The organism is Citrobacter sp. CF971 (assembly GCF_006385635.1).
GTDB classification, from domain to species: Bacteria; Pseudomonadota; Gammaproteobacteria; order Enterobacterales; family Enterobacteriaceae; genus Citrobacter; species Citrobacter freundii.
The window spans coordinates 766,625-788,150 of record NZ_CP041051.1; the positions used below are offsets into that span (position 1 = coordinate 766,625).

Genomic DNA, 21,526 nt, shown 5'->3' on the forward strand with positions numbered 1-21,526 from the left:
GCTTTGCTACCGCGCTTTGCACGTTACTCAATCTCCAGCTCATCAAACAGCTGTAAATCCACGTCCAGCAGCTCGACCGCATTGCTGCGTCGAATCCCGACGTTATTTTCAATCAACATTTCAAGCAGGCGATCGCCGTCAATCAGCGTGATAGGGGCGGCTCCCGGAAACAGTGCTGCTTCCGCGCATTTGGCGGCAAACTTGCCGGTGGTGATCAGCGTACCGCGAATGGCTTTGTGATAGGGAAGCGCGCCGCGCAACTGATCGATGTATGGGCGAGTAATGGTATTTTGCATCCTCTTCACCTGTACGACTTCGGTGATGGTGGTGATGCCCACCTGAACCTGACCAATCACGTCCACGCCTTTATCGCCGGAGGCTTTGGTCACTTCAACCTGCTCGTAGCCCATCGCTTCCAGCAATTGCCCAACCAGATGCTCAAACTTGTACGGATTCATGGTGCTGATTTGCTCGCGTAGCAGCTCTTTTTGTTGTTCGTTATAGCGCTTCACGGCGTCCAAAAGTTCTTTACGCGGATCGCTTTTTCGGGCCGGCAGCGCTTTGCCAAGCCAGGCTCGCCCGGCATCGGTGATGCGATAGCTCATGCCTTCGCGGTTAACCATTTCGCGGTCGATCAGGTTATTGAGGCGAGAGTAGAGCGTGCTCTTAACGGAACTGGCAGAAGCGAATTTAGAGTGCTGGTGCAAAAAGGCTTGCCATTCGGGAAGTAAATCCGCGCGACGCGACATTTCTCGGCCTGCCAGTAGTTCCAGAAGCTGCAGGATGCCTTCCTGATCGTCAAGCGAACGCAATGTCTTTTCGTCATCATGCAGAAATTGTTGCCCACGAGGAGTGGGTTGCCAGGCATCATCTGGCGTGCTTTTCATCAGGTCGAACTGCGGGTAGTTGAGGAATAAATAGCAGCCGTAGCTGTGGCGTGGGTTCAGAATATGGTTATCGCTATCCCAGATACGGCGGGCGATTTCGGCATCTTCACCTGACAAGCGCTCGCTGATCCACAGATCTGGTTCTGACCAGTCAACGGGTTGTTGCGGGGTTCCTGTTTGCTCGTGAATGGCGGTAATCATATCGCGCACGGCTTTCAGGGAATAGCTTGAAACGGCTTTCATCATCGCTTTTACCTGGGCGTAGGTTGGAAAAAGCGGGGTAATCACTTTGTAATTTTTCACGTTGGTCCCTTAACGAGTGCAATGGCAATAGCTTGCCATACCAGATGAAAAATTCCATGGGATGAATCACTTATCGGAATGAAAACTGCCCATGCCGGATGGCGGCTGCGCCTGAACCGGCCTACAAGGAGCAGGATTTCCAGGCCCGGTAAGCGTAGCGCCACCGGGCAATTCAGCAGGGGATTACTTCTTCAACCCCGCAAACGCGGCTCTGATCTCGTCTTCCGGCAGATTAATACCGATAAACACCAGTTGGCTGTACGGTTGTTCGTCGCCCCACGGGCGGTCCCAGTCGGCGCTGTACAGGCGCTGGACGCCCTGGAACAGTAGGCGATTTGGCTCGCCTTCAATCCACAGCATACCTTTGTAGCGCAGCAGCTTCTCAGCGGATTCCAGCAGCAGATTTTCCATCACTCGGGACACGTCGCTGATGTTCACCGGGTAATCCAGCTCGACGACGATCGAGGAGATATCGTTTTGCTTGTCGGCGATAAAGTGGAAGCGCGGTTTGGTGCTGACCACGTTCTCTTCCAGCATGAAACCGTTGGTGTCGAACAGCAGAGAGAGGTCGATATCGCCATGCGTGACGGTATACACCGGGGCACGGGCGTTGATGCGCGCCAGGCGCTCACGCAGTTTTTCGCTTTCACCTGCTACGTCGGTTTTGGTCAGCAGGATGCGGTCGGCGTAGCCCACCTGAGACTGGGCAATGGTGAACTGGTTCATCTGCTCGTCGGCATGCACCGCGTCAACCAGCGCAATCACGCCGTCCAGCAGGTAGCGTTCGCAAATTACTTCATGGGAGAAAAAGGTCTGAATAATCGGGCCGGGATCGGCCATGCCGGTGCATTCGATCACCAGACGGTCGAAATTGATGGTGCCTTTGTCGAGGTTGTCGAGCAGATCGAGCAGCGCGTCTTCCAGTTCGCTCGAACGGGTGCAGCAGATGCAGCCGTTGGTCAGGGTTTTGATCTGTGTTGCGCGATCGCCAATCAGCTGATCGTCCACCGAGACTTCGCCGAATTCGTTTTCGATAACGGCAATCTTGTAACCGTGCTGCTCGTTGAGAATATGGCGCAGCAGGGTGGTTTTACCCGCGCCAAGAAAACCGGTGAGTAGGGTAACTGCAATCGGGGTCATTCACTTCTCCTTCTAACAGCAACTGCTTCCGCCGCTACCGTAGCGGGCTTCCTGGCGCTCGCGGAAGAATTCTTCGTAGGTCATGTACGGCTTATCGGGATGGTTGGTCTTCATGTGCTCGACGTAGTTGTCGTAGTCCGGAATGCCAATCAGCATCTTTGCCGCCTGACCGAGATATTTTTTTGCCTGACCTAAAGTACCAAACATTCTGCCGTCCTGTTAATGAATAAAGCCGGATGGCGGCTTGCGCCTTATCCGGCCTACATACTGCACATTTTGTAGGCCGGATGAGCGCAGCGCCATCCGGCAATTACGGCTTAATGATGTGAAGAGGTTTTCACGCCGCCTTCCGGCACCGGTACATACGGTGTCTCTTTATCAGAGCGACCGTTGATGGTACGGGCTTTCTGCCAGGTACGGAACCCGTAGAAAATGATGCTGTACACCACCACCAGGAACAGAATACTCAGGCCTGCGTTGGTGTAGTTGTTGATGACGATATGGTTCATATTGGCAATCTGCTGTGCGGTCAGTTCGCCGCCGTTAGCAATCTTCTCTTTGTACTGATTCGCCATGAAGAAGAAGCCTTCCATCTGCGGGTTGGTGCTGAATAGTTTCAGACCCAGCGCCCAGGTGGTGCAGATAAGCAGCCATACTGCCGGAACCACGGTAACCCAGATGTATTTGGTGCGTTGCATTTTAACCAGCACCACGGTGCCGAGAACCAGCGCCACGGCAGCCAGCATCTGGTTAGAGATACCGAACAGCGGCCACAGGCTCTTAACGCCGCCCAGCGGGTCAACAACACCTTGATACAGCAGGTAACCCCACAGGCCTACGCAGCCCGCAGTACCAATGATACCCGCAACCAGAGAGTCGGTTTTCTTCAGGAACGGAACGAAGTTACCCAGTAAATCTTGCAGCATAAAGCGGCCAGAACGGGTACCGGCGTCCAGTGCGGTCAGGATGAACAGCGCTTCGAACAGGATACCGAAGTGGTACCAGAAGCCCATGTCAGCCATCGGCAGCACTTTATGGAACACGTGGGCGATACCAACGGCCAGCGTCGGTGCGCCACCTGCGCGGTTCAGAACAGACGGCTCGCCGATGTCTTTCGCGGTTTGCAGGATCTGCTCAGGCGAAATCACAAAACCCCAGGAGCTGACGGTTGCCGCTGCGTGTGCGGTAACGTCTTTCAACTGCGCCATAATCAGCGGGGCGTTCTCACCGCTCATTTCATGCAGGTTCGGCATGGTGATGCCAAGGCCCGCAGGCGGGGTGTTCATTGCGAAGTACAGACCCGGTTCGATGATGGACGCAGCAACCAGCGCCATAATCGCCACGAAGGATTCCATCAGCATCGCGCCGTAACCAATGAAACGCGCGTCGGTTTCACAGGCCAGCAGCTTCGGTGTAGTACCGGAAGCGATCAGCGCGTGGAAGCCAGATACCGCACCACACGCGATGGTGATGAACAGGAACGGGAACAGAGCGCCTTTCCACAGCGGGCCAGTACCATCAACGTACTGGGTCATCGCCGGCATTTTCAGTTCCGGGTTGAGAATAACAATCCCCACCGCCAGACCGACGATAACGCCGATTTTCAGGAAGGTAGCCAGATAGTCGCGCGGGGCAAGGATCAGCCATACCGGCAGCAGCGCAGAGATAAACGCGTAACCGATCAGGGTGAAGGTAATGGTGGTGTCTTTAAAGGTCAGCGCCGGGCCCCAGTACGGGTCGTGCGCAATCACGCCGCCGAAGTAGATGGAGGCAACCAGCAACACAATACCAATCACCGACACTTCGCCCACGCGTCCTGGGCGCAGGAATCGCATGTAGATCCCCATGAACAGCGCGATAGGTACGGTTGAGCAGACGGTGAACACACCCCACGGGCTTTCAGCCAGTGCTTTCACCACGATCAACGCCAGTACCGCGAGGATGATGATCATGATTAAGAAGCAGCCGAACAGCGCAATGGTTCCCGGCACCGGGCCCATCTCTTCTTTGATCATCTCACCCAGAGATGCGCCGTTACGGCGAGAAGAGATAAACAGCACCATGAAGTCCTGTACCGCACCGGCCAACACTACGCCCGCCAGCAGCCACAGCGTACCAGGCAGGTAGCCCATCTGCGCGGCCAGTACCGGCCCAACCAGCGGACCTGCACCTGCGATAGCGGCAAAGTGGTGACCAAACAAGACGTTACGGTTGGTTGGAACGTAGTTCAGACCATCATTGTTGATGACCGCCGGCGTGGCGCGCGTCGGGTCAAGTTTCATCACCTTTTGGGCGATGTACAAACTGTAGTAACGATAAGCCACCAGATAAACAGAAACTGAGGCGACCACGATCCACAGGGCACTGATGTGCTCACCCCGACGTAATGCCACTACCGAGAGGCAGAATGCACCGATGATTCCGAGAATCACCCAGGGTATGTGCTTGAATATCTTTTTCGTATCCATAGTAAAACCTGGTATCTAATTAATAATTGGCCGAAGCCGCGTGGGTTTGATCTTGTGTTTGAGGAGGTAAATTGACTGCTATGTTGGGGGGATCTTGCCAGAGAATTACGCGCGTAAAGTAAGGTAAATAAGTGAGCGGTTGTATGTCAGCTTAAGCGGTCCCAAGTGTCAGCGAGCGGTTTTAATATGGGGGGTAGACCGGTAATTATGTGATTAAAATCACATAATTACCGGTATGAGGTTCACGCGACGGGAGTGGACGCCTGTATTTGAGTGGCTATAAGGTAGAGGTAGTAGGCGAAAATGGCGATAACCACGGTATAAAAGGTACATCGTTCAGTTTTGCCAACCGCGTTTTTACTCATGTGGCTCAGGAAGTCAAATAGGGCCCATATCACGATCAACATCGCAGAAAAATATAGGCCGACTCCCGCCATGCGAAATTCGCTATAGGGAAGCATTGCCAGCGTAAGCCCGAAAAGTGTACCAAACGTGGCTGCGGTAATGGATTTTCCCAATTCATTGAATTTAAATAAAAATCTTTCATAGATAAAAGCAGATTTTTCTTTTTTTGAATCGAATACACCACATAGCCTGAGTAAAATTACAGTAAATAACGCATCTATAATGAGCAGAAACATGATGCTTTTAGGTGCGATGCTCTCCATTAAGATGCCTGAAATCTCCGGGATAAGGAGCTTTGGCACTATGGGGGTCATTAATCCTAAAATGCCTCCCAGCAGTAAGAAGGGAGCAGCATTAGATAATAAATCGAAAAATTTCTTTTTCACAAAGGGACTTCCTTGTTTTAGAGACGGGTGACAGGACTTCCATTGGTAATCGAAGTGCGTATAAATGAAAAGCCCTCTGAAAAGGTGGGGAAGCCACTACGGCAACTTTTGCGTGGTATGTGCCGAGTGTGTTTGCTGCTTTTTTCAGCGAGAGATATTGCCAGAACACCGGCTTTTCGAACGATATCCATAAAGTTTTCCCTTTCCAGGCCGAAAATTCTGACATCTGTCTAGCGGAAAGAGAAAACATGTTAAAACGTATGAAGATTGTTACCAGCTTACTGCTGGTATTGGCGCTGTTTGGCCTTTTACAGCTCGCCTCGGGCGGCTTGTTTTTTAACTCACTTAAGAATGACAAAGAGAACTTTACCGTTCTGCAAACCATTCGCCAGCAACAGTCTGCGCTGAACGCTACCTGGGTTGAGCTGCTGCAAACGCGTAACACCCTGAACCGGGCGGGCATTCGCTACATGATGGATCAGAGCAATATCGGCAGCGGCGCGACCGTTGCCGAGCTGATGCAGGTGGCGAGTACGGCGCTGAAGCTGACGGAAAAAAACTGGGCGATTTACGAGTCGCTCCCGCGCGATCCGCGCCAAAGCGAAGCCGCTTTCCAGGAGATCAACCGCACCTATGACATCTATCACGGTGCGCTGGCGGAGCTGATCCAGTTACTGGGTGACGGGAAGATCAACGCGTTCTTTGATCAACCGACGCAGAGCTATCAGGATGGCTTTGAGAAGCAGTATATGAGTTATATGCAGCAGAACGATCGCCTGTATGACATCGCGGTGGAAGATAACAACAGTTCTTACAGCCAGGCGATGTGGGTGCTGATCTGCGTGCTGATTACCGTACTGGCGGCGATTATTGCGGTGTGGTTTGGTATCAAACTGACCCTTATCTCCCCAATGAACCGTCTGATCGACAGCATTCGTCATATCGCCAGCGGCGATTTGGTGAAGCGTATTGAGGTGGAAGGTTCCAACGAGATTGGGCAACTGGCGGAAAGCCTGCGTCACATGCAGGGTGAGCTGATGAATACCGTGGGTGACGTGCGTAACGGCGCCAACGCAATTTACAGCGGGGCCAGCGAGATTGCGATGGGCAATAACGATCTCTCCTCCCGTACCGAACAGCAGGCGGCCTCTCTGGAAGAAACCGCAGCCAGCATGGAACAACTGACGGCAACCGTGAAGCAGAACGCCGAAAACGCGCGTCAGGCCAGCCATCTGGCGCTGAGTGCGTCGGAAACCGCGCAGAAAGGCGGCAAAGTGGTGGACAACGTGGTACAAACCATGCGTGATATCGCTTCCAGTTCGCAGAAGATCGCCGACATTATTAGCGTCATCGACGGCATTGCCTTCCAGACCAATATTCTGGCACTCAACGCCGCGGTAGAAGCCGCACGTGCGGGCGAGCAGGGCCGTGGATTTGCGGTGGTTGCGGGTGAAGTACGTAACCTGGCCCAGCGTAGTGCGCAGGCCGCGCGCGAGATTAAGAGCCTGATTGAAGACTCGGTCAGCCGTGTGGATGTTGGTTCAACGCTGGTTGAAAGCGCCGGTGAAACCATGGATGAGATCGTCAATGCGGTGACCCGCGTGACCGATATCATGGGTGAAATCGCCTCTGCTTCTGATGAACAGAGCCGCGGTATTGATCAGGTTGGTCTGGCCGTTGCCGAGATGGATCGTGTGACGCAGCAGAACGCCTCGCTTGTGGAAGAATCCGCCGCTGCCGCTGCCGCGCTGGAAGAGCAGGCCAGCCGCCTGACTCAAGCCGTTGCCGTGTTCCGTATTCAGCATGACCAACAGCGCGCGCGTGACGTTGCGGCCGCTAAACCGGTTTCAACGGTCCAGCCGCGTAAAGCCGCGGTAGCGGATGCCGGGGATAACTGGGAAACGTTCTAAGACTGTGATGCCGGATGGCGCTATCGCTTATCCGGCCTACGGGAATGTTACGTAGGCCCGATAAGGCGTAGCCGCCATCGGGCAATTAGCGCAACATCAGGCGCATGGCGCAGCGTGATTCATACGCCAGTCCATGCGCCGCTTCCTCTTCTCTTTTCTGGCGCAACTTTGCAGGCAGCGTCTCTTCAGCCAACATTTCAAATCCCAGACGCGCGTACCATGGCGCATTCCACGGCACATCGCGAAAGGTGGTCAGCGTAAGCGACGTGTAACCTTTCTCGCGCGCCTGTTCGGCAACATAGCAAATTAATCGGCGGCCAATTCCTTTTCCCTGCCACTCCTGATGCAGCGACAGTTCTGCAATAAACAGCGATGAATCCAGCGTTTCGGCGACTAAAAAGCCGACTGGATGCTCATCGGTCTGCGCCAGCCAGCTCAAGCCAGTGGCGGCAAATGCCTGATGCTGAGCAGCCGATATAATCTGGTCATCAGCAATCCACGCCAGTTCCGGGATCTGTAAAAAACGTTGCCCCGCAGATCGTTCGATGGCGGGAAGAGCGGCTGCGTCTGCCAGAGTAGTAGCGCGTAAGGTGATGTTCATACGAGGAGCATAACATGCCCGATAAGCACGGTGTTATCGGGCATCTGGAGGATTAATCTTTACGTGGATCGCTAATGGGCTGGCGAACCAGGAAGATGTAGGCAAGGGCCCCCGCCATGGTGACGCAGCCGCAGATGATCAGCGCCAGGCGGAAAGAGTTGGTGGTATCAACAATAAATCCGGTGACGATCGGCGCAAACGACGCGCAGATAAAGCTGGCAAAGTTCTGGATACTGCCCACGGAAGCGGTCATGCGTGAGGCGACGGCGACGTGGATCAGGCCCCAGCACGAGGTACCGGCGAAGTGGATGCAGAACAGCGCCATACCGATCAGTAACACGGCGGCCATCGACGTTGTGGCCTGCGGCACAACGAAGGTGAAGGCTGCAGAGCAGAACATCCCGGCGATTATACAAATCTTACGGCTCTTAATCGGCGCCATACCGCCTTTTACCAGCCAGTCGGTGACAAAACCGTTAATCAACATGCCGGCTGCGCCAAACAGGAACGGGATCGCCGCCATTAATCCGGTGCTTTTTAAATCCAGGTTGTAGGAGGTTTGTAGGTAGCCCGGCAGCCAGGCCAGGTATAACCATGCGGTATAGTTGATGCCGCTAAAGCCCAGCATCATGCCCCACATGGTACGGTTGCGAAACAGGCTGCGCCATTCGGCAAAGCTCAGCGGATCGCGGCGGGCATTGACGCTACCAGCGTTCAGGTACGCTTGTTCCGTGGCGCTCAGCTCAATTTGCTCGCGGTTGCGATACAGCATGTACCAGCCGATGGCGAGGAAAATACCCAGCACGCCAATGGTGATGAACATCCAGCGCCAGCCCATTACCAGCATCATGGCAGCCAGAATCGGCGGGCTAATGGCAACCCCGATGGTGGAGGCGGCGTTGAATAATCCCATCGGGCGGCCGCGCTCTTTGATGTTAAACCAGTCGTTGATGACCTTTACGCCGCACGGGTTCATTGGCGCTTCGCCGATCCCCATCCCGATACGCACCAACACAAACTGGGTGAAGCTGTGTACCATGCCAGACATTGCCTGAAACAGCGACCAGAAGAACATCCCCAGTCCCAACATAATGCGCGGACCTTTGCGATCCAGCAGCGGGCCGCAGGGCAATTGCGCAATACCGTAAGCGAGAGAAAATACCGACAGCAGCACGCCGATTTGCGTGGCGCTTAGCCCCAGTTCTTCACGAATCGTTAAGTTGGCGACCGACAGAGAACTGCGGTCGAGGTAATTAATAACCGCAGCAAAAAATAATAAAATCATTGCCGTGGTCTGAATACGTTTTATTCGGCTACTGCGTTGCACCATGCCCTCAGGCGGAACATTAATATCCGCAGATGATGACGTGCCAAACGAAGAACTCGGGTCGAGGGTAATATTATTTTTTTCCACGCCGGACTCCTGAACCTCAATAATTTATTTTTCACACAGCAGGACTGTGCAGTATTGAAAAAATACCGGTGATGAATCAATTTGCTCATCACCGCTCACAAAAGTTTTTAATGCAGTCGACTTAGCGTGAGCATAGGCAAGAGGTATTTTTCAGGCGTTTTTATTTTTATAAAATCGTGCTCCCGGTAATGATTTGCTATTTTTTATCGGTACTTAATGGGCGGCGCTATGACTCTGGTTGATGGAACGAATCATTGATTGTTTGGCTGAATTCAAATGGTTACAAAGCGCCAGGGTGGCATCCAGGTCGCTGCGGCAGATCAGCGCGCTGAGGATGGTCATATGCTCATCGATGGCAATGATGTTGCGTTGTTTGAGGTCGCTCTCATCCCACTGATAGTGGAAGTGGAAAATCACGGAGATGATTTCAAGTGATTGATTGAAAAATATATTATCGGCAGCAGAGAGCAGCAAGGCATGAAACTCACGGTCTAACTGCGAGAACATACGAAAGCTGCTGCCGATGCTGTCGCGCAGGATCCGGTGGCGTTCCAGCAGCGTTTTCGCTTGCAGCCAGCGTGGGTCATCGTCGGGCAGATTGAGAAAATGTTGCAGGGAATGGGTTTCCAGCATTTCTCTGAGTTCAAACAGCTGCTCCGCATAGGCCTGATCGAACTGCTTCATGCTCCACTGACCGCGTTTTTCGTTTTTGATCAGGTTGTAACGTTCGAATTTTAAAAGATATTCCCGTACGACTACCGGACTGACGCCCGCGGCTCTGGCAAGCTGCAGTTCGGAGAAGCTCTCGCCTGCACGCAGCTGGCGCTGGTTGATCATGGTGAAAAACGCCTGCTCAAAAATCCTGTTTTGCTCAGTCATGGAGGCGGTGGTGCAGGCAAAACCGTCGTCATGGTCGGGTTTACGCACGATAACATAGTGGCTGCCGACCTGGGTCAGAACGCCGCACTCGCCTAAGTGGCTCAGCATATGACGCACAGTGGTGCGGCTGATGTTGTACATCTCCGCTAATGCGCTTTGCGACGGGAGAGGGGAAGGGATATGACCACGCGCCATATCATCGATAATCTGGTTAATCACATTGTGGCGTAAGTTCTGCGAACGGCTCATGGCTTCTCCTTTTCATCTATTAAAACCCGATTTAAAACATTTTTATGCGCTGGGATTCACAGATTGTGTTTCTGCTTTCTCCGTCTTTTTTATTTTCGTTGATATCTGAGGCAACAAAAAACAGGAGAGCAGAATCATGTCTACGATGAATACGTTGATTTGCCAGGAACCTAAAAAATTAGTCTGGAAAGAACGCGAAATACCTATTCCGGGTGAGAGCGAAGCATTAATAAAAATTAAATCGGTAGGGATTTGTGGTACCGATATTCATGCCTGGGGTGGCAATCAACCTTTTTTCAGCTACCCACGTGTATTAGGGCATGAAATATGTGGGGAAATTGTCGGGCTGGGTAAGAATATACAGAATCTGAAAAATGGTCAGCAGGTGGCGGTTATTCCTTACGTGGCCTGCCAGCAGTGTCCGGCATGCCTGAGCGGACGCACCAACTGCTGCGAGAAGATTTCAGTAATTGGCGTGCACCAGGATGGCGGTTTCAGTGAATATTTGTCCGTTCCGGTGACCAACCTGCTGGATGCGCAGGGGATTGACCCGCAGGCGGCGGCGCTGATTGAGCCTTATGCCATCAGCGCGCATGCGGTACGCCGGGCGGCGGTGGCGCCGGGTGAGCAGGTGCTGGTGGTCGGCGCTGGTCCGATTGGCCTGGGGGCTGCAGCGATTGCCAAAGCCGATGGCGCACAGGTGGTGGTCGCCGATACCAGTCCCGCACGCCGAGACCATGTGGTTTCCCGCCTGGGACTTCCGGTTATCGACCCATCCGCTGAAGATTTTGATGCGCAGCTGCGCGCTCAGTTTGGCGGTTCGCTGGCGCAAAAGGTCATTGATGCCACGGGGAATCAGCATGCTATGAATAACACGGTGAATTTGATTCGTCATGGCGGCAGCATCGTTTTCGTTGGGTTGTTTAAAGGCGATTTGCAGTTCTCTGACCCTGAGTTCCACAAGAAAGAGACCACCATGATGGGCAGTCGCAACGCCACGCCGGAAGATTTCGCCAAAGTGGGCCGCCTGATGTCGGAAGGCAAATTGACCGCCGACATGATGCTTACGCACCGTTACGCGTTTGCCACACTGGCTGAAATCTACGAGCGGGATGTGATCAACAACCGTGAACTGATTAAAGGCGTGATCACGTTCTGAGAGGGAAAACAGGATGAAAACATTGAATCGACGTGATTTTCCGGGAGCCAGCTACCCAACGCGTGTGATCCAGTTTGGAGAAGGTAACTTTCTGCGGGCGTTTGTCGACTGGCAACTGGATATCCTCAACGAGCATACCGATCTGAACGCTGGCGTGACCATCGTTCGGCCAATTAATACCGATTTCCCGCCGTCGCTGAATACCCAGGACGGGCTGTATACCACGCTTATTCGCGGGCTAAACGAGCAGGGTGAGGCGGTGAGTGAGGCGCGGCTTATCCGGTCGGTGAATAACGAAATCAACCCGTACCAGGATTTCGCGGCGTATCTGACGCTGGCGCACAATGCGGATATCCGTTTTGTGTTTTCAAATACTACCGAAGCCGGAATTAGCTATCACGCGGCAGACTGTGTGGATGATGCGCCGCCGGTGAGCTTTCCGGCCAAACTGACGCGCCTGCTGATGGAGCGCTTTAACCACTTTGAGGGCGCGGTGGATAAGGGCTGGGTAATTATTCCGTGCGAGCTTATCGACTATAACGGTGAGGCGCTCAAAACCCTGGTACTGCGGTATGCGCAGGAGTGGCATCTTCCTCCGGCATTTGCCGACTGGGTGGAGACGGCAAACACGTTCTGTTCCACGCTGGTTGACCGTATTGTCACCGGCTACCCGCGCGAAGAAGCCGCAGCGCTGGAGGCTACACTTGGCTATCACGATGCGTTTCTCGATACCGCGGAGCATTTTTACCTGTTTGTGATCCAGGGGCCGCAGTGGCTGGCTGAGGAGCTGAAGCTGGCGCAGTGTCCGCTGAATATCCGTGTAGTGAGCGATATCAAACCGTACAAAGAGCGCAAAGTCGCTATTCTCAATGGCGCGCATACGGCGCTGGTGCCGGTGGCGTGGCTGTGCGGGTTGGAGACCGTTGGCGAGGCGATGCAGGATGCTGATATCCGCCGCTTTGTCGAGCGGGCGATTAGTGAGGAGATTATTCCGGTGTTGGATCTCCCGGCGGACGAACTGCGAGAATTTGCCGACGCGGTGAGCGGGCGTTTTCAGAACCCCTACATTCGCCACCAGTTGCTTTCCATTGCGCTTAACGGGATGACTAAATTCCGTACCCGAATTTTGCCGCAACTGTTGGCGGGTGAGCAAAATGGACGCTGGCCAGTGCGGTTAACGTTTGCCCTCGCTGCGCTGCTGGCGTTTTATCGCGCAGAGCGTAACGGGGAACGCTATCCGATACAGGATGATGAGCAGTGGGTAAGCCTCTATGCCAGCCTGTGGCCGCGAGTTGGCAATGATTTAACGCTGCGTGAACTGGTGGATGCAGTGCTTGGCGATGCGGAGCACTGGGGAGAGGATTTGACGTTGTTACCTGGGCTTGCCGGGCAGGTGACGGCCAACCTGGAGATGATTCTGGTGCAGGGTATGCGCCAGGCGGTGAACGGTCTGGAATAAGGTTGCCATGCAGCGCCCGGTGTGGTGTTGGGCGCTGTTTTTTTTATCCCTGAGCAGCCACTATTTTGATTTCAACCATCCCGATCCCCAGCTTACGCGGCGAGTGGCCGAGAATATTGCCCTCGTTGGTGGCGACCGGATCGGGTGGAACAATAACCAGCGTATCGGCGTCCGACGGATTATCAAAATGCAAGGTGGTGGTGCTGACATCATGGCCTAACACCAGCGTCTGTTCCTCGTTGCCAACGCGTACGGGAATAGGGCGATTAGCGTTGTCGCCGAAGGCTTTCGCGGTAATGACCAGATCGAATTTCTTCGGTAGCGGGGCTTTGTATTCGATGGTTACTTCTTCGCTGAGCTGCGCATTGGACCAGCGTCCCCAGGATTCGGGGCGTGAAATACCGCTAAATTGTTTCACCTCTTCCGGCGCGCCCGCCACGTTGAAAACGAAGCTATCTGCTTTGTAGCGAATGTCGTTATCGACAATTTTCAGCGTATCGACGTTACCTTTGTAGCGCTCCATGTCGATCACCGTATCTTTAAATACGGTTTTACTTTTCCATTTGGCTTTGTCGACGTGCTGCACAATTTGCTGCCCGCCTAACTGACCCTGTGAAACGCACCAGTCGGTAGAAAGCGCCAGCTCCGGCGCCCACAGTTGCGCCATTTTGTAGCAGCGATCGACCCAGACAAAGTTATCGCGCGGGGCGAAATCCGCCAGCTGGAAGCGCAGCGGGGCCGAGTATTCGCTTTCCGGCAGCGGCTCGACGCGTTTGTCCGATACACGCAGCAGCAACGGCAGGCGGAAATGGCTGCCGGAGAAGGAGATCATATTTTTGTCCTGGTCGACGGTGAACTCTTTCATCTCTTTCGGGAAATTCCACAGGCGAATGATATCGGGCTTCCACGCCAGCATTTTTTCTTTAATGTTCAGGAATACTTCCGACACGGATTCGCTCGACAAGCTGCTACGGCCAAGACCGATAAAGTTATCGCCGCCGAGAATATCCAGTACCGTTGCGCCGTTATCCATCGTATTACGTTTTACCGCCAGCGTGTCCTGTTGCAGTTGGTCGCCGCGCAGCACGAAGAACAGGTTGTTACGATCCTGCTTGTTCAGATACTTCCATGCGGTGTTGTTCATCGCCAGATGATCGGAAGAAACAACGATAACGGTATCTTTAAACCACGGCGATGCTTTGATTTTATTGATAAATTCGGCAATGTTTTCCTGGCTGCAGCTGACCGCGCTGAACGACTGGTTGGCCTTCCCGTCGATGTCATAACGTTTACGGTTGCAGCTACGTGAGATAAATCCATCCGGATGATGGGTGTCCACGGTCAGGGTAAACAGTGAAAAACGCTGGCCCGAGCGCGAAAGCTCTTCGAATTTTTTCCATGCTTCGTCCAGCACGGTATCGTCGTAGAAGCCCCAGTCGTTACGATAGGCCGGGTCTGCCACCACGCTTTTTAACTCTTCCGCACCGTACAGATGGTCAAAGCCGTGAGATTTTAGGAACACGTCTTTGCCGGCAAAGCGCAGGTTGGCACCCTGCACAAAGTAGTTCTGATAGCCGGAGTTTTTCAGGATGTCGCCCAGACAGATATTGTTAGGGAAGAAACTTGAGACCGACGCCGAGGCGTTGCCTTCAAATGGCGCAAACAGCGGAATACCGCACTGGGAGGCGACCATGCCAGCGATGGTGTAATCAGTACCCGGTAGTTGCATGGTATTGCTGAAATCCAGACCTTCATTTTTTAACGCGCCGAGTTCCGGGGTCAGCTCCGGGAACGCGTCATTATTAAAATAGGTGCGCTCGAGGCTCTCGCCGTAGATATACACCAGGTTCAGCTTCGGGTTGGGAATGGTTTTCGATGGCTCTTTATAATACGTCGTGAAATCCGGATCGCCATCGCGCGACTGCGACTTCACCAGTTCGGTTATCTGGTGAAACGCCGGGCTGGCGTCAACGGAGGCTAGCGCCAGCAGCAGGGCCAGCAGACTGTAACCCACATGATGCGGGTGATGGCGACGGCGGCGCAGGATCCAACCGAGCGCGACAAAAACCGTCGTCAGCGCCAGCGCGATGCCGACCCCCGGCAAAATATATTTTCCAATCCCCGCGCCGGTCAGGCTGTTGGTCAGCGTGTAGAGTACCGCGTCATTGATCCCGTCGCCGGTGAAATAGTCACTGGCGTACAGCGTGATATTCAGGACAATAAAAATCCCCAGCACCGTTAACGTGGCGGCAAACCACCAGGTGTTGCGACCCGCTTTCCAGGCGTAAATCAGCACTGAAGCGAGAAACAGAGTGATGGAGATTAATTCTGACAACGGTCGATCCTCAATAAACCGGGCACATGCCTGGCAGGCTAATCATTAGGGGAAAGCACAATGTAATAGCGATGTTATATTGCTGCAATTGTAGTGACATTAAATTACGTTGTTATTCAGAATTGGTTTAGATATGTGTGTTTTTTGCAGGGGATTTACTGGTTATTTAACGTGTGAATGTAATGGGGTAAAAAATAGATGCCGCGCAGGTTATACGCGGCATGTCGTGCGTCAGGAAATGAAGTTCATGCCCTGTTTTAACACCAGATCGCAGGCCTTGGTTTTAACCTGCTTCGCCAGCGAGCTGTTGCCAATCGTGTTCAGGTCCAGCTGTTGACCATCTTTGGCGTTGAGCAGACCCTGAATCCCGTCCATATAGTTGGTGTCTTGCTTCTGCTCAGGAGCACTGAGCCCCAGTTTATCCAGCACCTGGTTTTTGACGTTTTGCGTGTCGGTGACCGAGGCCAGCTTCTGTTTCGCGCAATATTCCAGGATCCCGGCGGCGTTATTCATGCTGCTGGAGGTCAACGACTGATTGCTGCCATTCAGCAGGCTGGTCAGGGAAGAGAGCGACGAGCTGCTTTGCGAGCCGGAGTTTTGTTTGCTCAGCTCACTGGCCGCGCTGGAGAGCGAATCCTGCCAGGAGGCGGCGAAAACGCTGGTGGAGATGAGCGTGCTGGCGGCAAGCGCACAGCACAGCAGACGTTTGGTAGTTTTCATCATTATATGCAACTCGTGTTATGCCTTTTCAGCGCAGTATAGCGCTGGCAGTCTTAGGAGTGGTCCTAATACGTTAATACTCTTTACCGGTGACCCGACTACGGTAGCTTTCCCAGTTAAAAATGACCCACAGACTGTTGCCAAGGCGCATACGATCCATCACGCGCTCGCCCAACAGCTTGTTCATTTCATCCATATTGCTGTTAGTTAACATGCCGGTCGGACGTTTTGAGGATGAACGGCGATCGACAATTTGATTAATAATCACTTTTTCATAGCGGGATTCGGTCTGCATGCCGATCTCGTCGATCACCAGCAGATCCACATTGCTCAGATCGTTGAGCAGCTGTTCTTCGCTGGTTTCACGATTGCTGAACGTTTCTTTCATCGCCGACATGATATCGGCCACGGTAATGATCAGTACCGACTTGCCGCGCAATAGCAGTTCGTTGCAGATGGCGGCGGCCAGATGGTTTTTGCCGGTGCCGGGTTTGCCGGAGAAGATAAAGCTGGCGATGTTGCCGTCAAACTCTTCAACGTATTGGCGGGCTTTGCTCAGGGCGTTCATCTGACCTTCGCACTCTACCCGATAGTTTTCGAACGAACAGTTCTGATGCAGCGGACGGATACCGGATCGGTTGAATGTGCGCTGCATTTTCATGGCCCGGTTTTCGCGGGCCAGCGCTGCGGCACGAATTTCACCTTGCTCTTTTTGCCATGCCAGCAGCTCCTCGCCCGTTTTAAAGGCGGGCTCGACATTAGGTGGCATCATTTTTTGCAGACGTTTCATCAGGTCGCCAACGTTTTTCATCGTTATCCTCTAAAACCCGGTGGAATGTGGCTGTCAGGTTCACTGACGCTGTTCACATCGCGCTTTGGCATTCCGCCATTGCTGGCCCGTCCAATCTGAATGCTGCGCGCCAGTTTTTGCTGCCACTGAATATGGTGAAAGACTTTGCCTTCAGCCTGCCAGTAGGCAACAAATGAGGCCAGTTCTTCAGCAGTAACCGGCTCTCGCAACGCTACGCCCCATAAAGCGGCCTGACGCTGAAAGTCGGCATCAGGCTGCCAGGCAGCGTACATCGCAAATTTCCCCATTGGCACGGCAACGGGAGCGGTTTGCGGCTCTTCATAAAATTGATCATCCAATGTCACATCGCTTCCCGGGCGTGACAGTTTCTCCTCAAGCGCCAACAGCTCAGCCAGTCTCGCAGGCGTCACCGCGTAAAACGCTGGTGCATTGTTAGCGAATACGGCTACGGCGCCACCCGCAGACTTGGCCAGCACAGCGTGGTGATCGTGTAATAAGGCGTCAATGCTCGTGACGTCTGGCGTCAAAATTTTGCAGGGCATAATGTTTCTCAATACTGAACAACAACCGAGAAGGGGACTGCTTTTATAGTAACACAGAGAAGAAGGAGAGCAGCAGGTGAGGGGAGATTCCCCTCTCTGCACGGTATTAAAGAAAGTGCACCGTTAAACGCGTGGACGTTTGCGATACAGCCATAATCCTGGCACGGACAGACCGATGGAGAGCGCACCGACAATCGATGAGGCTTTCAGGAAGTTGGTCAGCAGGGTAATCATCAGCACTTCGCTGTAACCGAAATGGCCGATTTTTACTGCTGAGATCATGGCGGTGTAGGCGGAGATCCCGGGAAACATGGGGATCACTGCCGCGACGGTGAAGACTTTCGGATGCGCCAGATACCAGCGCGACCACTGGATCCCAATGCAGCCGACCAGCAGCGACGCCATAAATGTTGACCATTCAATATTAAACCCTGCGGTCATCATCACCATTCGTGAGCCGTGACCGAGTGCACCGAGTAATGCGCACCATGGGAGCGCCCGATGGGGGACATTGAATACCATGGCAAAGCCAAGCGCCGGGATCGCCGACAGGATCATATCCTGCATTAGCGCCAGTATGAAATCGATCACGCCCATCCGCGCAGCCCCCATAAGGTCATCGACACGATCACGCCAATACAGGTCGCCAACGTAAGCAGACTGGCAATAGCCCAGCGAGCGAGTCCGGTATTAATGTGTCCCTTAAACATATCCGCGACGGAGTTGATCAACGGAAAGCCCGGAACCAGCAGTAGCACGCTGGCGGCCATAGCGATAGTCGGAGTATTGCTAAAGGTCGGCAACGTCAGCAGCAAACCTGAAATGGTGGTCGCCACAAAGGCGGTGATGCAAAAATTGATTTGCGGATGCAAATGCCGGGATGCCAGTATCTGGCGGATATACATCGCCACCATGCTGGCAAGAAAGGTGATCACCGCACCATCCCATCCGCCGTTATTGAGTTTACAAAAACAGGCGCAGGATAAACCGACCATCAGGGCGACCAGCCATCTTGGATAGCGCAGTGGTTTAATCTGGCTAAAGCGTTTCTCTACGCCTTTAACATCCAGCAGTTTATGTTCCGCCAAAATGACAATGTGCTGCACTTCCGTCACGACGTGCATATTAATGCCGCGATCCTGATTTTTTCGCGTTGATGTCAGGCATTGCCCGTCTTTAATGGTGGTCAGGACGATAGCGTTAGAGGAGATAGCGCTTTCTACACTATCCATGCCAAGTGCCAGCCCGAGGCGGGTGGATAGCTCGTCAACCAGCGCGCTTTCTGCCCCATGCTGAAGTAAAAAAAGACCGCATTGAATACATAACCGTGTAACCGTTCGCTGTGACGACTGCTCTGTTTGCATGGTTCGCTCTGACTGAAAAGGATCTCTTTGAGTGACGAATGTTTACTTTTATCATGAAGCATGAGCCCGCTGGCTCTGGCTAAGATCAATCTTTGTGTCGAAAAAAGACACCGACGATACGGTTATGGCATATTAACACTCCCCACTCGCCGAGGTATGAGAGGGCGCATGACTGTAATGTAGCGTTATTTACCCGGATGGCAAATACATAAGCCATGCTAACGATCTATTGTAGTTATTTTAATTTTACAAATAACGTATTTATGCGTAATCATGTAATAATAGCTTGACAGTTTGGCTTTATCTGGATTGTAGTGCCAATACTTTTATTTTAATAAACGCCAAGGATAAGCAATTCATCCCGTTTATTGTTCGGAGTATTTTCCCGTGAATTAATGGCTATTAATTTATTCGGGAGAACTGAATTAAGTACGATTACGGACTGGTGAGTGTGGAGGGGATATGTTGCAAGGACGCTGCAAAAACGCAATTATTATTAGTAAATCACCGATTATACAGACCGGGCTTAAAGGTATAATACAGGCGCAGTTTGCCGATTACGAACTTACATACTGTTGTTCTGTTGAAGAACTAACATTATTACAACTACGGTACGCTGATTTGGTGATTGCTGATTTAACTGGAGACTGCAATTATCCTCGTTCAGTCTGCGAACAATATTATTCTTTATTATCTCAATACCGTGATATTCACTGGGTCTTTCTCGTCTCTCGTATTTTTTATCCTTTGGCTATTGAGCTACTGATGTGTCCTGTCAGTTCGCTGCTCTCTGATGCAGAGCCGATAGAAAGTTTAGTGAGCGTCATTCACGCAGGAAATGCGCGAGCAGAAAGAATAAGTAAGACACTACTTTCTCCACCTGCCATGCCGCAATTGTTAGATCATAGCGCGCGCTCAATAGTCCTCACTCTCTCTGAAAGGAAAGTGCTGCGCCTCCTTGGGAAAGGCTGGGGAATTAATCAGATTGCGATGTTGCTGAAGAAAAGCAATAAAACAATCAGTGCCCAAAAGAATAGCGCTATGCGTCGCTTGTCGATAAATAGCAATGCAGAAATGTATGCCTGGATAAATAGTTCTCAAGGATCGCGAGAACTTAATTTACCTTCAGTTTATGGAGAAACCACGGAATGGAAAGCAGAATCATCAAAAGAAACGTTGCACTGGTAGAAAAGTGTACAATGAGCAGTGTAGGTATTAATAGTTTATTTAATACCATGCCAGATGACCAATATAAACTTCATCTCTTTTCTAGCCAGCCCACTTTTAGTCAGGCAATGTTAAAGATGTCGTTTTCGGCAGTTATTTTTTCTCTCTCTGCAATCAGAAGCGATCGCAGAGCTGGGTTGGCCTATTTAACGGAACTGGCGATAAATTTTCCACGGATTCGCCGTGTGGTGATTGCCGATGATGACGCTGAAGCGCGTTTAATTGGCTCCTTGTCCCCCTTGCCGCTGGATGGCGTTGTGAGTAAAGCTTCTTCATTAACGGTGCTACAGGACGCTTTATTTACGGCGTTAAGCTGCCCAAGCCGAGGAACCGAAAGCACGAAAAACCATTGGTATATTAATCAAAGCCGCATGCTCAGTCCGACAGAACGAGAAATACTGCGCTTTATGTCAAATGGCTATTCGATGCCGCAGATTGCCGCTCAGCTTGAACGGAACATTAAAACCATTCGGGCACACAAATTTAATGTGATGTCCAAACTGGGAGTAAGCTCAGATGCCGGGTTACTGGATGCTGCCGATATCCTGCTGTACCTGCGTGCTGGCGAGCCAGCGCCTTTTATGCAGGCGGCTTCGTGACAGGCAACGTTGACGTGCTTTGTGCCGGGTTTGGTCGCCGATTTGGCGCGTGAAGCATTACTGACACACGTCAACCCAGGTGGCAGAAGTCAGTTCAGCCATCCTCTCAGGCGTGATGCGAACCGCGCTGTGGATGGCACCTGCGGCAGGCAACACTTCAGCGTAGTGCTTCAGAGAAACATCACAGTACACTGAAATCGGTGTTTCTAATCCGAAGGGGCAAACGCCGCCAACGGGATGCCCCGTCGCGCTCACGACCTCATCGCTACTCAACATACGGGCTTTGGCACCGAACGTACTCTTTAGCTTTTTATTATCCAGTCGGGCATCACCTTTTGCCACGACCAGGATGATGTCGTTCTTCACCTTTAGCGAAAGTGTTTTCGCTATCTGGCCAGGTTCAACGTTATGGGCTTTTGCTGCCAGATCAACGGTTGCTGTGCTCTGATCTAATTCGATAATCTCAATATCTGGTGCATGTTGCGCCAGGAATTGACGTACTGATTGCAAACTCATTCTTCTCTCCCTATCGCTTACAGATAACCCTGCACAGCAGAAAACATGCAGGATGTAATTTGTCATAGGGGCAACCGCACTGTAAATATTTTATTGTAACAATATAGCAACATTAGCAGTTTTTCGATCGTCTTCACAATCAAAGAAACCGG

The 21,526-nt window shown here is 52.4% G+C and carries 20 protein-coding genes; 5 read left to right on the forward strand and 15 right to left on the reverse strand.

The window, feature by feature from the left end; translation table 11 throughout:
• Positions 1–23: 23 nt before the first annotated feature.
• From E6P06_RS07170 to E6P06_RS07190, 5 genes are all read right to left on the reverse strand, one after another.
• Complete coding sequence (locus tag E6P06_RS07170) at positions 24–1,190, reverse strand: restriction endonuclease (protein WP_139935075.1); 1,167 nt, start codon at positions 1,188–1,190, stop codon at positions 24–26.
• Between the two features lie 183 nt (positions 1,191–1,373).
• Positions 1,374–2,330: a GTPase gene (gene yjiA, locus E6P06_RS07175; RefSeq protein WP_049016539.1), complete on the reverse strand. Its 957-nt coding sequence runs from the start codon at positions 2,328–2,330 to the stop codon at positions 1,374–1,376.
• 12 nt (positions 2,331–2,342) lie between these two features.
• Positions 2,343–2,537 carry a YbdD/YjiX family protein gene (locus tag E6P06_RS07180; protein WP_003830038.1) on the reverse strand — a complete coding sequence of 65 codons (195 nt, stop codon included), beginning with the start codon at positions 2,535–2,537 and terminating at the stop codon, positions 2,343–2,345.
• Positions 2,538–2,647: 110 nt separating this feature from the next.
• On the reverse strand, positions 2,648–4,798 hold the full coding sequence (gene btsT, locus E6P06_RS07185; RefSeq protein ID WP_003845609.1) for a pyruvate/proton symporter BtsT: 2,151 nt from the start codon (positions 4,796–4,798) through the stop codon (positions 2,648–2,650).
• Between the two features lie 242 nt (positions 4,799–5,040).
• Positions 5,041–5,589: a hypothetical protein gene (locus tag E6P06_RS07190; RefSeq protein WP_003845610.1), complete on the reverse strand. Its 549-nt coding sequence runs from the start codon at positions 5,587–5,589 to the stop codon at positions 5,041–5,043.
• A 248-nt stretch (positions 5,590–5,837) separates the two neighbouring features.
• On the opposite strand from E6P06_RS07190, the gene tsr reads away from it, so the two are divergent.
• Complete coding sequence (tsr, locus tag E6P06_RS07195; protein WP_003837223.1) at positions 5,838–7,499, forward strand: methyl-accepting chemotaxis protein; 1,662 nt, start codon at positions 5,838–5,840, stop codon at positions 7,497–7,499.
• A gap of 85 nt (positions 7,500–7,584) precedes the next feature.
• Here tsr and E6P06_RS07200 read toward each other — a convergent pair whose 3' ends face one another.
• The 3 genes from E6P06_RS07200 to E6P06_RS07210 form a co-directional block, all read right to left on the reverse strand.
• Entirely contained in the window at positions 7,585–8,100 is a 516-nt protein-coding gene (locus tag E6P06_RS07200) for a GNAT family N-acetyltransferase (RefSeq protein WP_046670877.1), read from the reverse strand.
• Between the two features lie 52 nt (positions 8,101–8,152).
• Positions 8,153–9,514 (reverse strand): MFS transporter, encoded by a 1,362-nt coding sequence (locus E6P06_RS07205; protein ID WP_046670879.1) that lies wholly within the window; start codon positions 9,512–9,514, stop codon positions 8,153–8,155.
• 213 nt (positions 9,515–9,727) lie between these two features.
• Positions 9,728–10,642 (reverse strand): GntR family transcriptional regulator, encoded by a 915-nt coding sequence (locus E6P06_RS07210; protein WP_003019148.1) that lies wholly within the window; start codon positions 10,640–10,642, stop codon positions 9,728–9,730.
• A gap of 136 nt (positions 10,643–10,778) precedes the next feature.
• Here E6P06_RS07210 and E6P06_RS07215 point away from each other — a divergent pair, with 136 nt between their 5' ends.
• Together E6P06_RS07215 and E6P06_RS07220 are read left to right on the forward strand one after the other, a co-directional pair.
• Positions 10,779–11,801, forward strand: a complete 1,023-nt coding sequence (locus E6P06_RS07215; protein WP_003837229.1) for a zinc-binding alcohol dehydrogenase family protein — start codon at positions 10,779–10,781, stop codon at positions 11,799–11,801.
• Between the two features lie 13 nt (positions 11,802–11,814).
• Positions 11,815–13,260: a tagaturonate reductase gene (locus E6P06_RS07220; RefSeq protein ID WP_139935076.1), complete on the forward strand. Its 1,446-nt coding sequence runs from the start codon at positions 11,815–11,817 to the stop codon at positions 13,258–13,260.
• A gap of 43 nt (positions 13,261–13,303) precedes the next feature.
• On the opposite strand, the gene opgB is transcribed toward E6P06_RS07220, so the two are convergent.
• The 6 genes from opgB to E6P06_RS07250 form a co-directional block, all read right to left on the reverse strand.
• Positions 13,304–15,595 carry a phosphatidylglycerol--membrane-oligosaccharide glycerophosphotransferase gene (opgB, locus tag E6P06_RS07225; RefSeq protein ID WP_139935077.1) on the reverse strand — a complete coding sequence of 764 codons (2,292 nt, stop codon included), beginning with the start codon at positions 15,593–15,595 and terminating at the stop codon, positions 13,304–13,306.
• A 231-nt stretch (positions 15,596–15,826) separates the two neighbouring features.
• On the reverse strand, positions 15,827–16,318 hold the full coding sequence (locus E6P06_RS07230; RefSeq protein ID WP_049016543.1) for a DUF2501 domain-containing protein: 492 nt from the start codon (positions 16,316–16,318) through the stop codon (positions 15,827–15,829).
• Positions 16,319–16,388: 70 nt separating this feature from the next.
• Positions 16,389–17,126, reverse strand: a complete 738-nt coding sequence (gene dnaC / locus E6P06_RS07235) for a DNA replication protein DnaC (RefSeq protein ID WP_003019133.1) — start codon at positions 17,124–17,126, stop codon at positions 16,389–16,391.
• A gap of 2 nt (positions 17,127–17,128) precedes the next feature.
• Complete coding sequence (gene dnaT, locus E6P06_RS07240; RefSeq protein ID WP_003019130.1) at positions 17,129–17,668, reverse strand: primosomal protein DnaT; 540 nt, start codon at positions 17,666–17,668, stop codon at positions 17,129–17,131.
• 123 nt (positions 17,669–17,791) lie between these two features.
• Positions 17,792–18,265, reverse strand: a complete 474-nt coding sequence (locus tag E6P06_RS07245; protein ID WP_003019127.1) for a threonine/serine exporter — start codon at positions 18,263–18,265, stop codon at positions 17,792–17,794.
• Entirely contained in the window at positions 18,256–19,032 is a 777-nt protein-coding gene (locus E6P06_RS07250; RefSeq protein WP_103849259.1) for a threonine/serine exporter ThrE family protein, read from the reverse strand. Before E6P06_RS07250 ends, E6P06_RS07245 begins: the two co-directional genes overlap by 10 nt.
• A gap of 462 nt (positions 19,033–19,494) precedes the next feature.
• Here E6P06_RS07250 and E6P06_RS07255 point away from each other — a divergent pair, with 462 nt between their 5' ends.
• Together E6P06_RS07255 and bglJ are read left to right on the forward strand one after the other, a co-directional pair.
• Positions 19,495–20,220, forward strand: a complete 726-nt coding sequence (locus E6P06_RS07255) for a response regulator transcription factor (protein WP_003837239.1) — start codon at positions 19,495–19,497, stop codon at positions 20,218–20,220.
• Positions 20,181–20,858, forward strand: a complete 678-nt coding sequence (gene bglJ / locus E6P06_RS07260; protein ID WP_048216856.1) for a DNA-binding transcriptional activator BglJ — start codon at positions 20,181–20,183, stop codon at positions 20,856–20,858. The genes E6P06_RS07255 and bglJ overlap by 40 nt, the downstream gene beginning before the upstream one ends.
• A 57-nt stretch (positions 20,859–20,915) precedes the next feature.
• Here the strand turns inward: bglJ and E6P06_RS07265 are convergent, their stop codons facing one another.
• Positions 20,916–21,374 carry a YbaK/EbsC family protein gene (locus E6P06_RS07265; RefSeq protein WP_003019114.1) on the reverse strand — a complete coding sequence of 153 codons (459 nt, stop codon included), beginning with the start codon at positions 21,372–21,374 and terminating at the stop codon, positions 20,916–20,918.
• Positions 21,375–21,526: the final 152 nt, after the last annotated feature.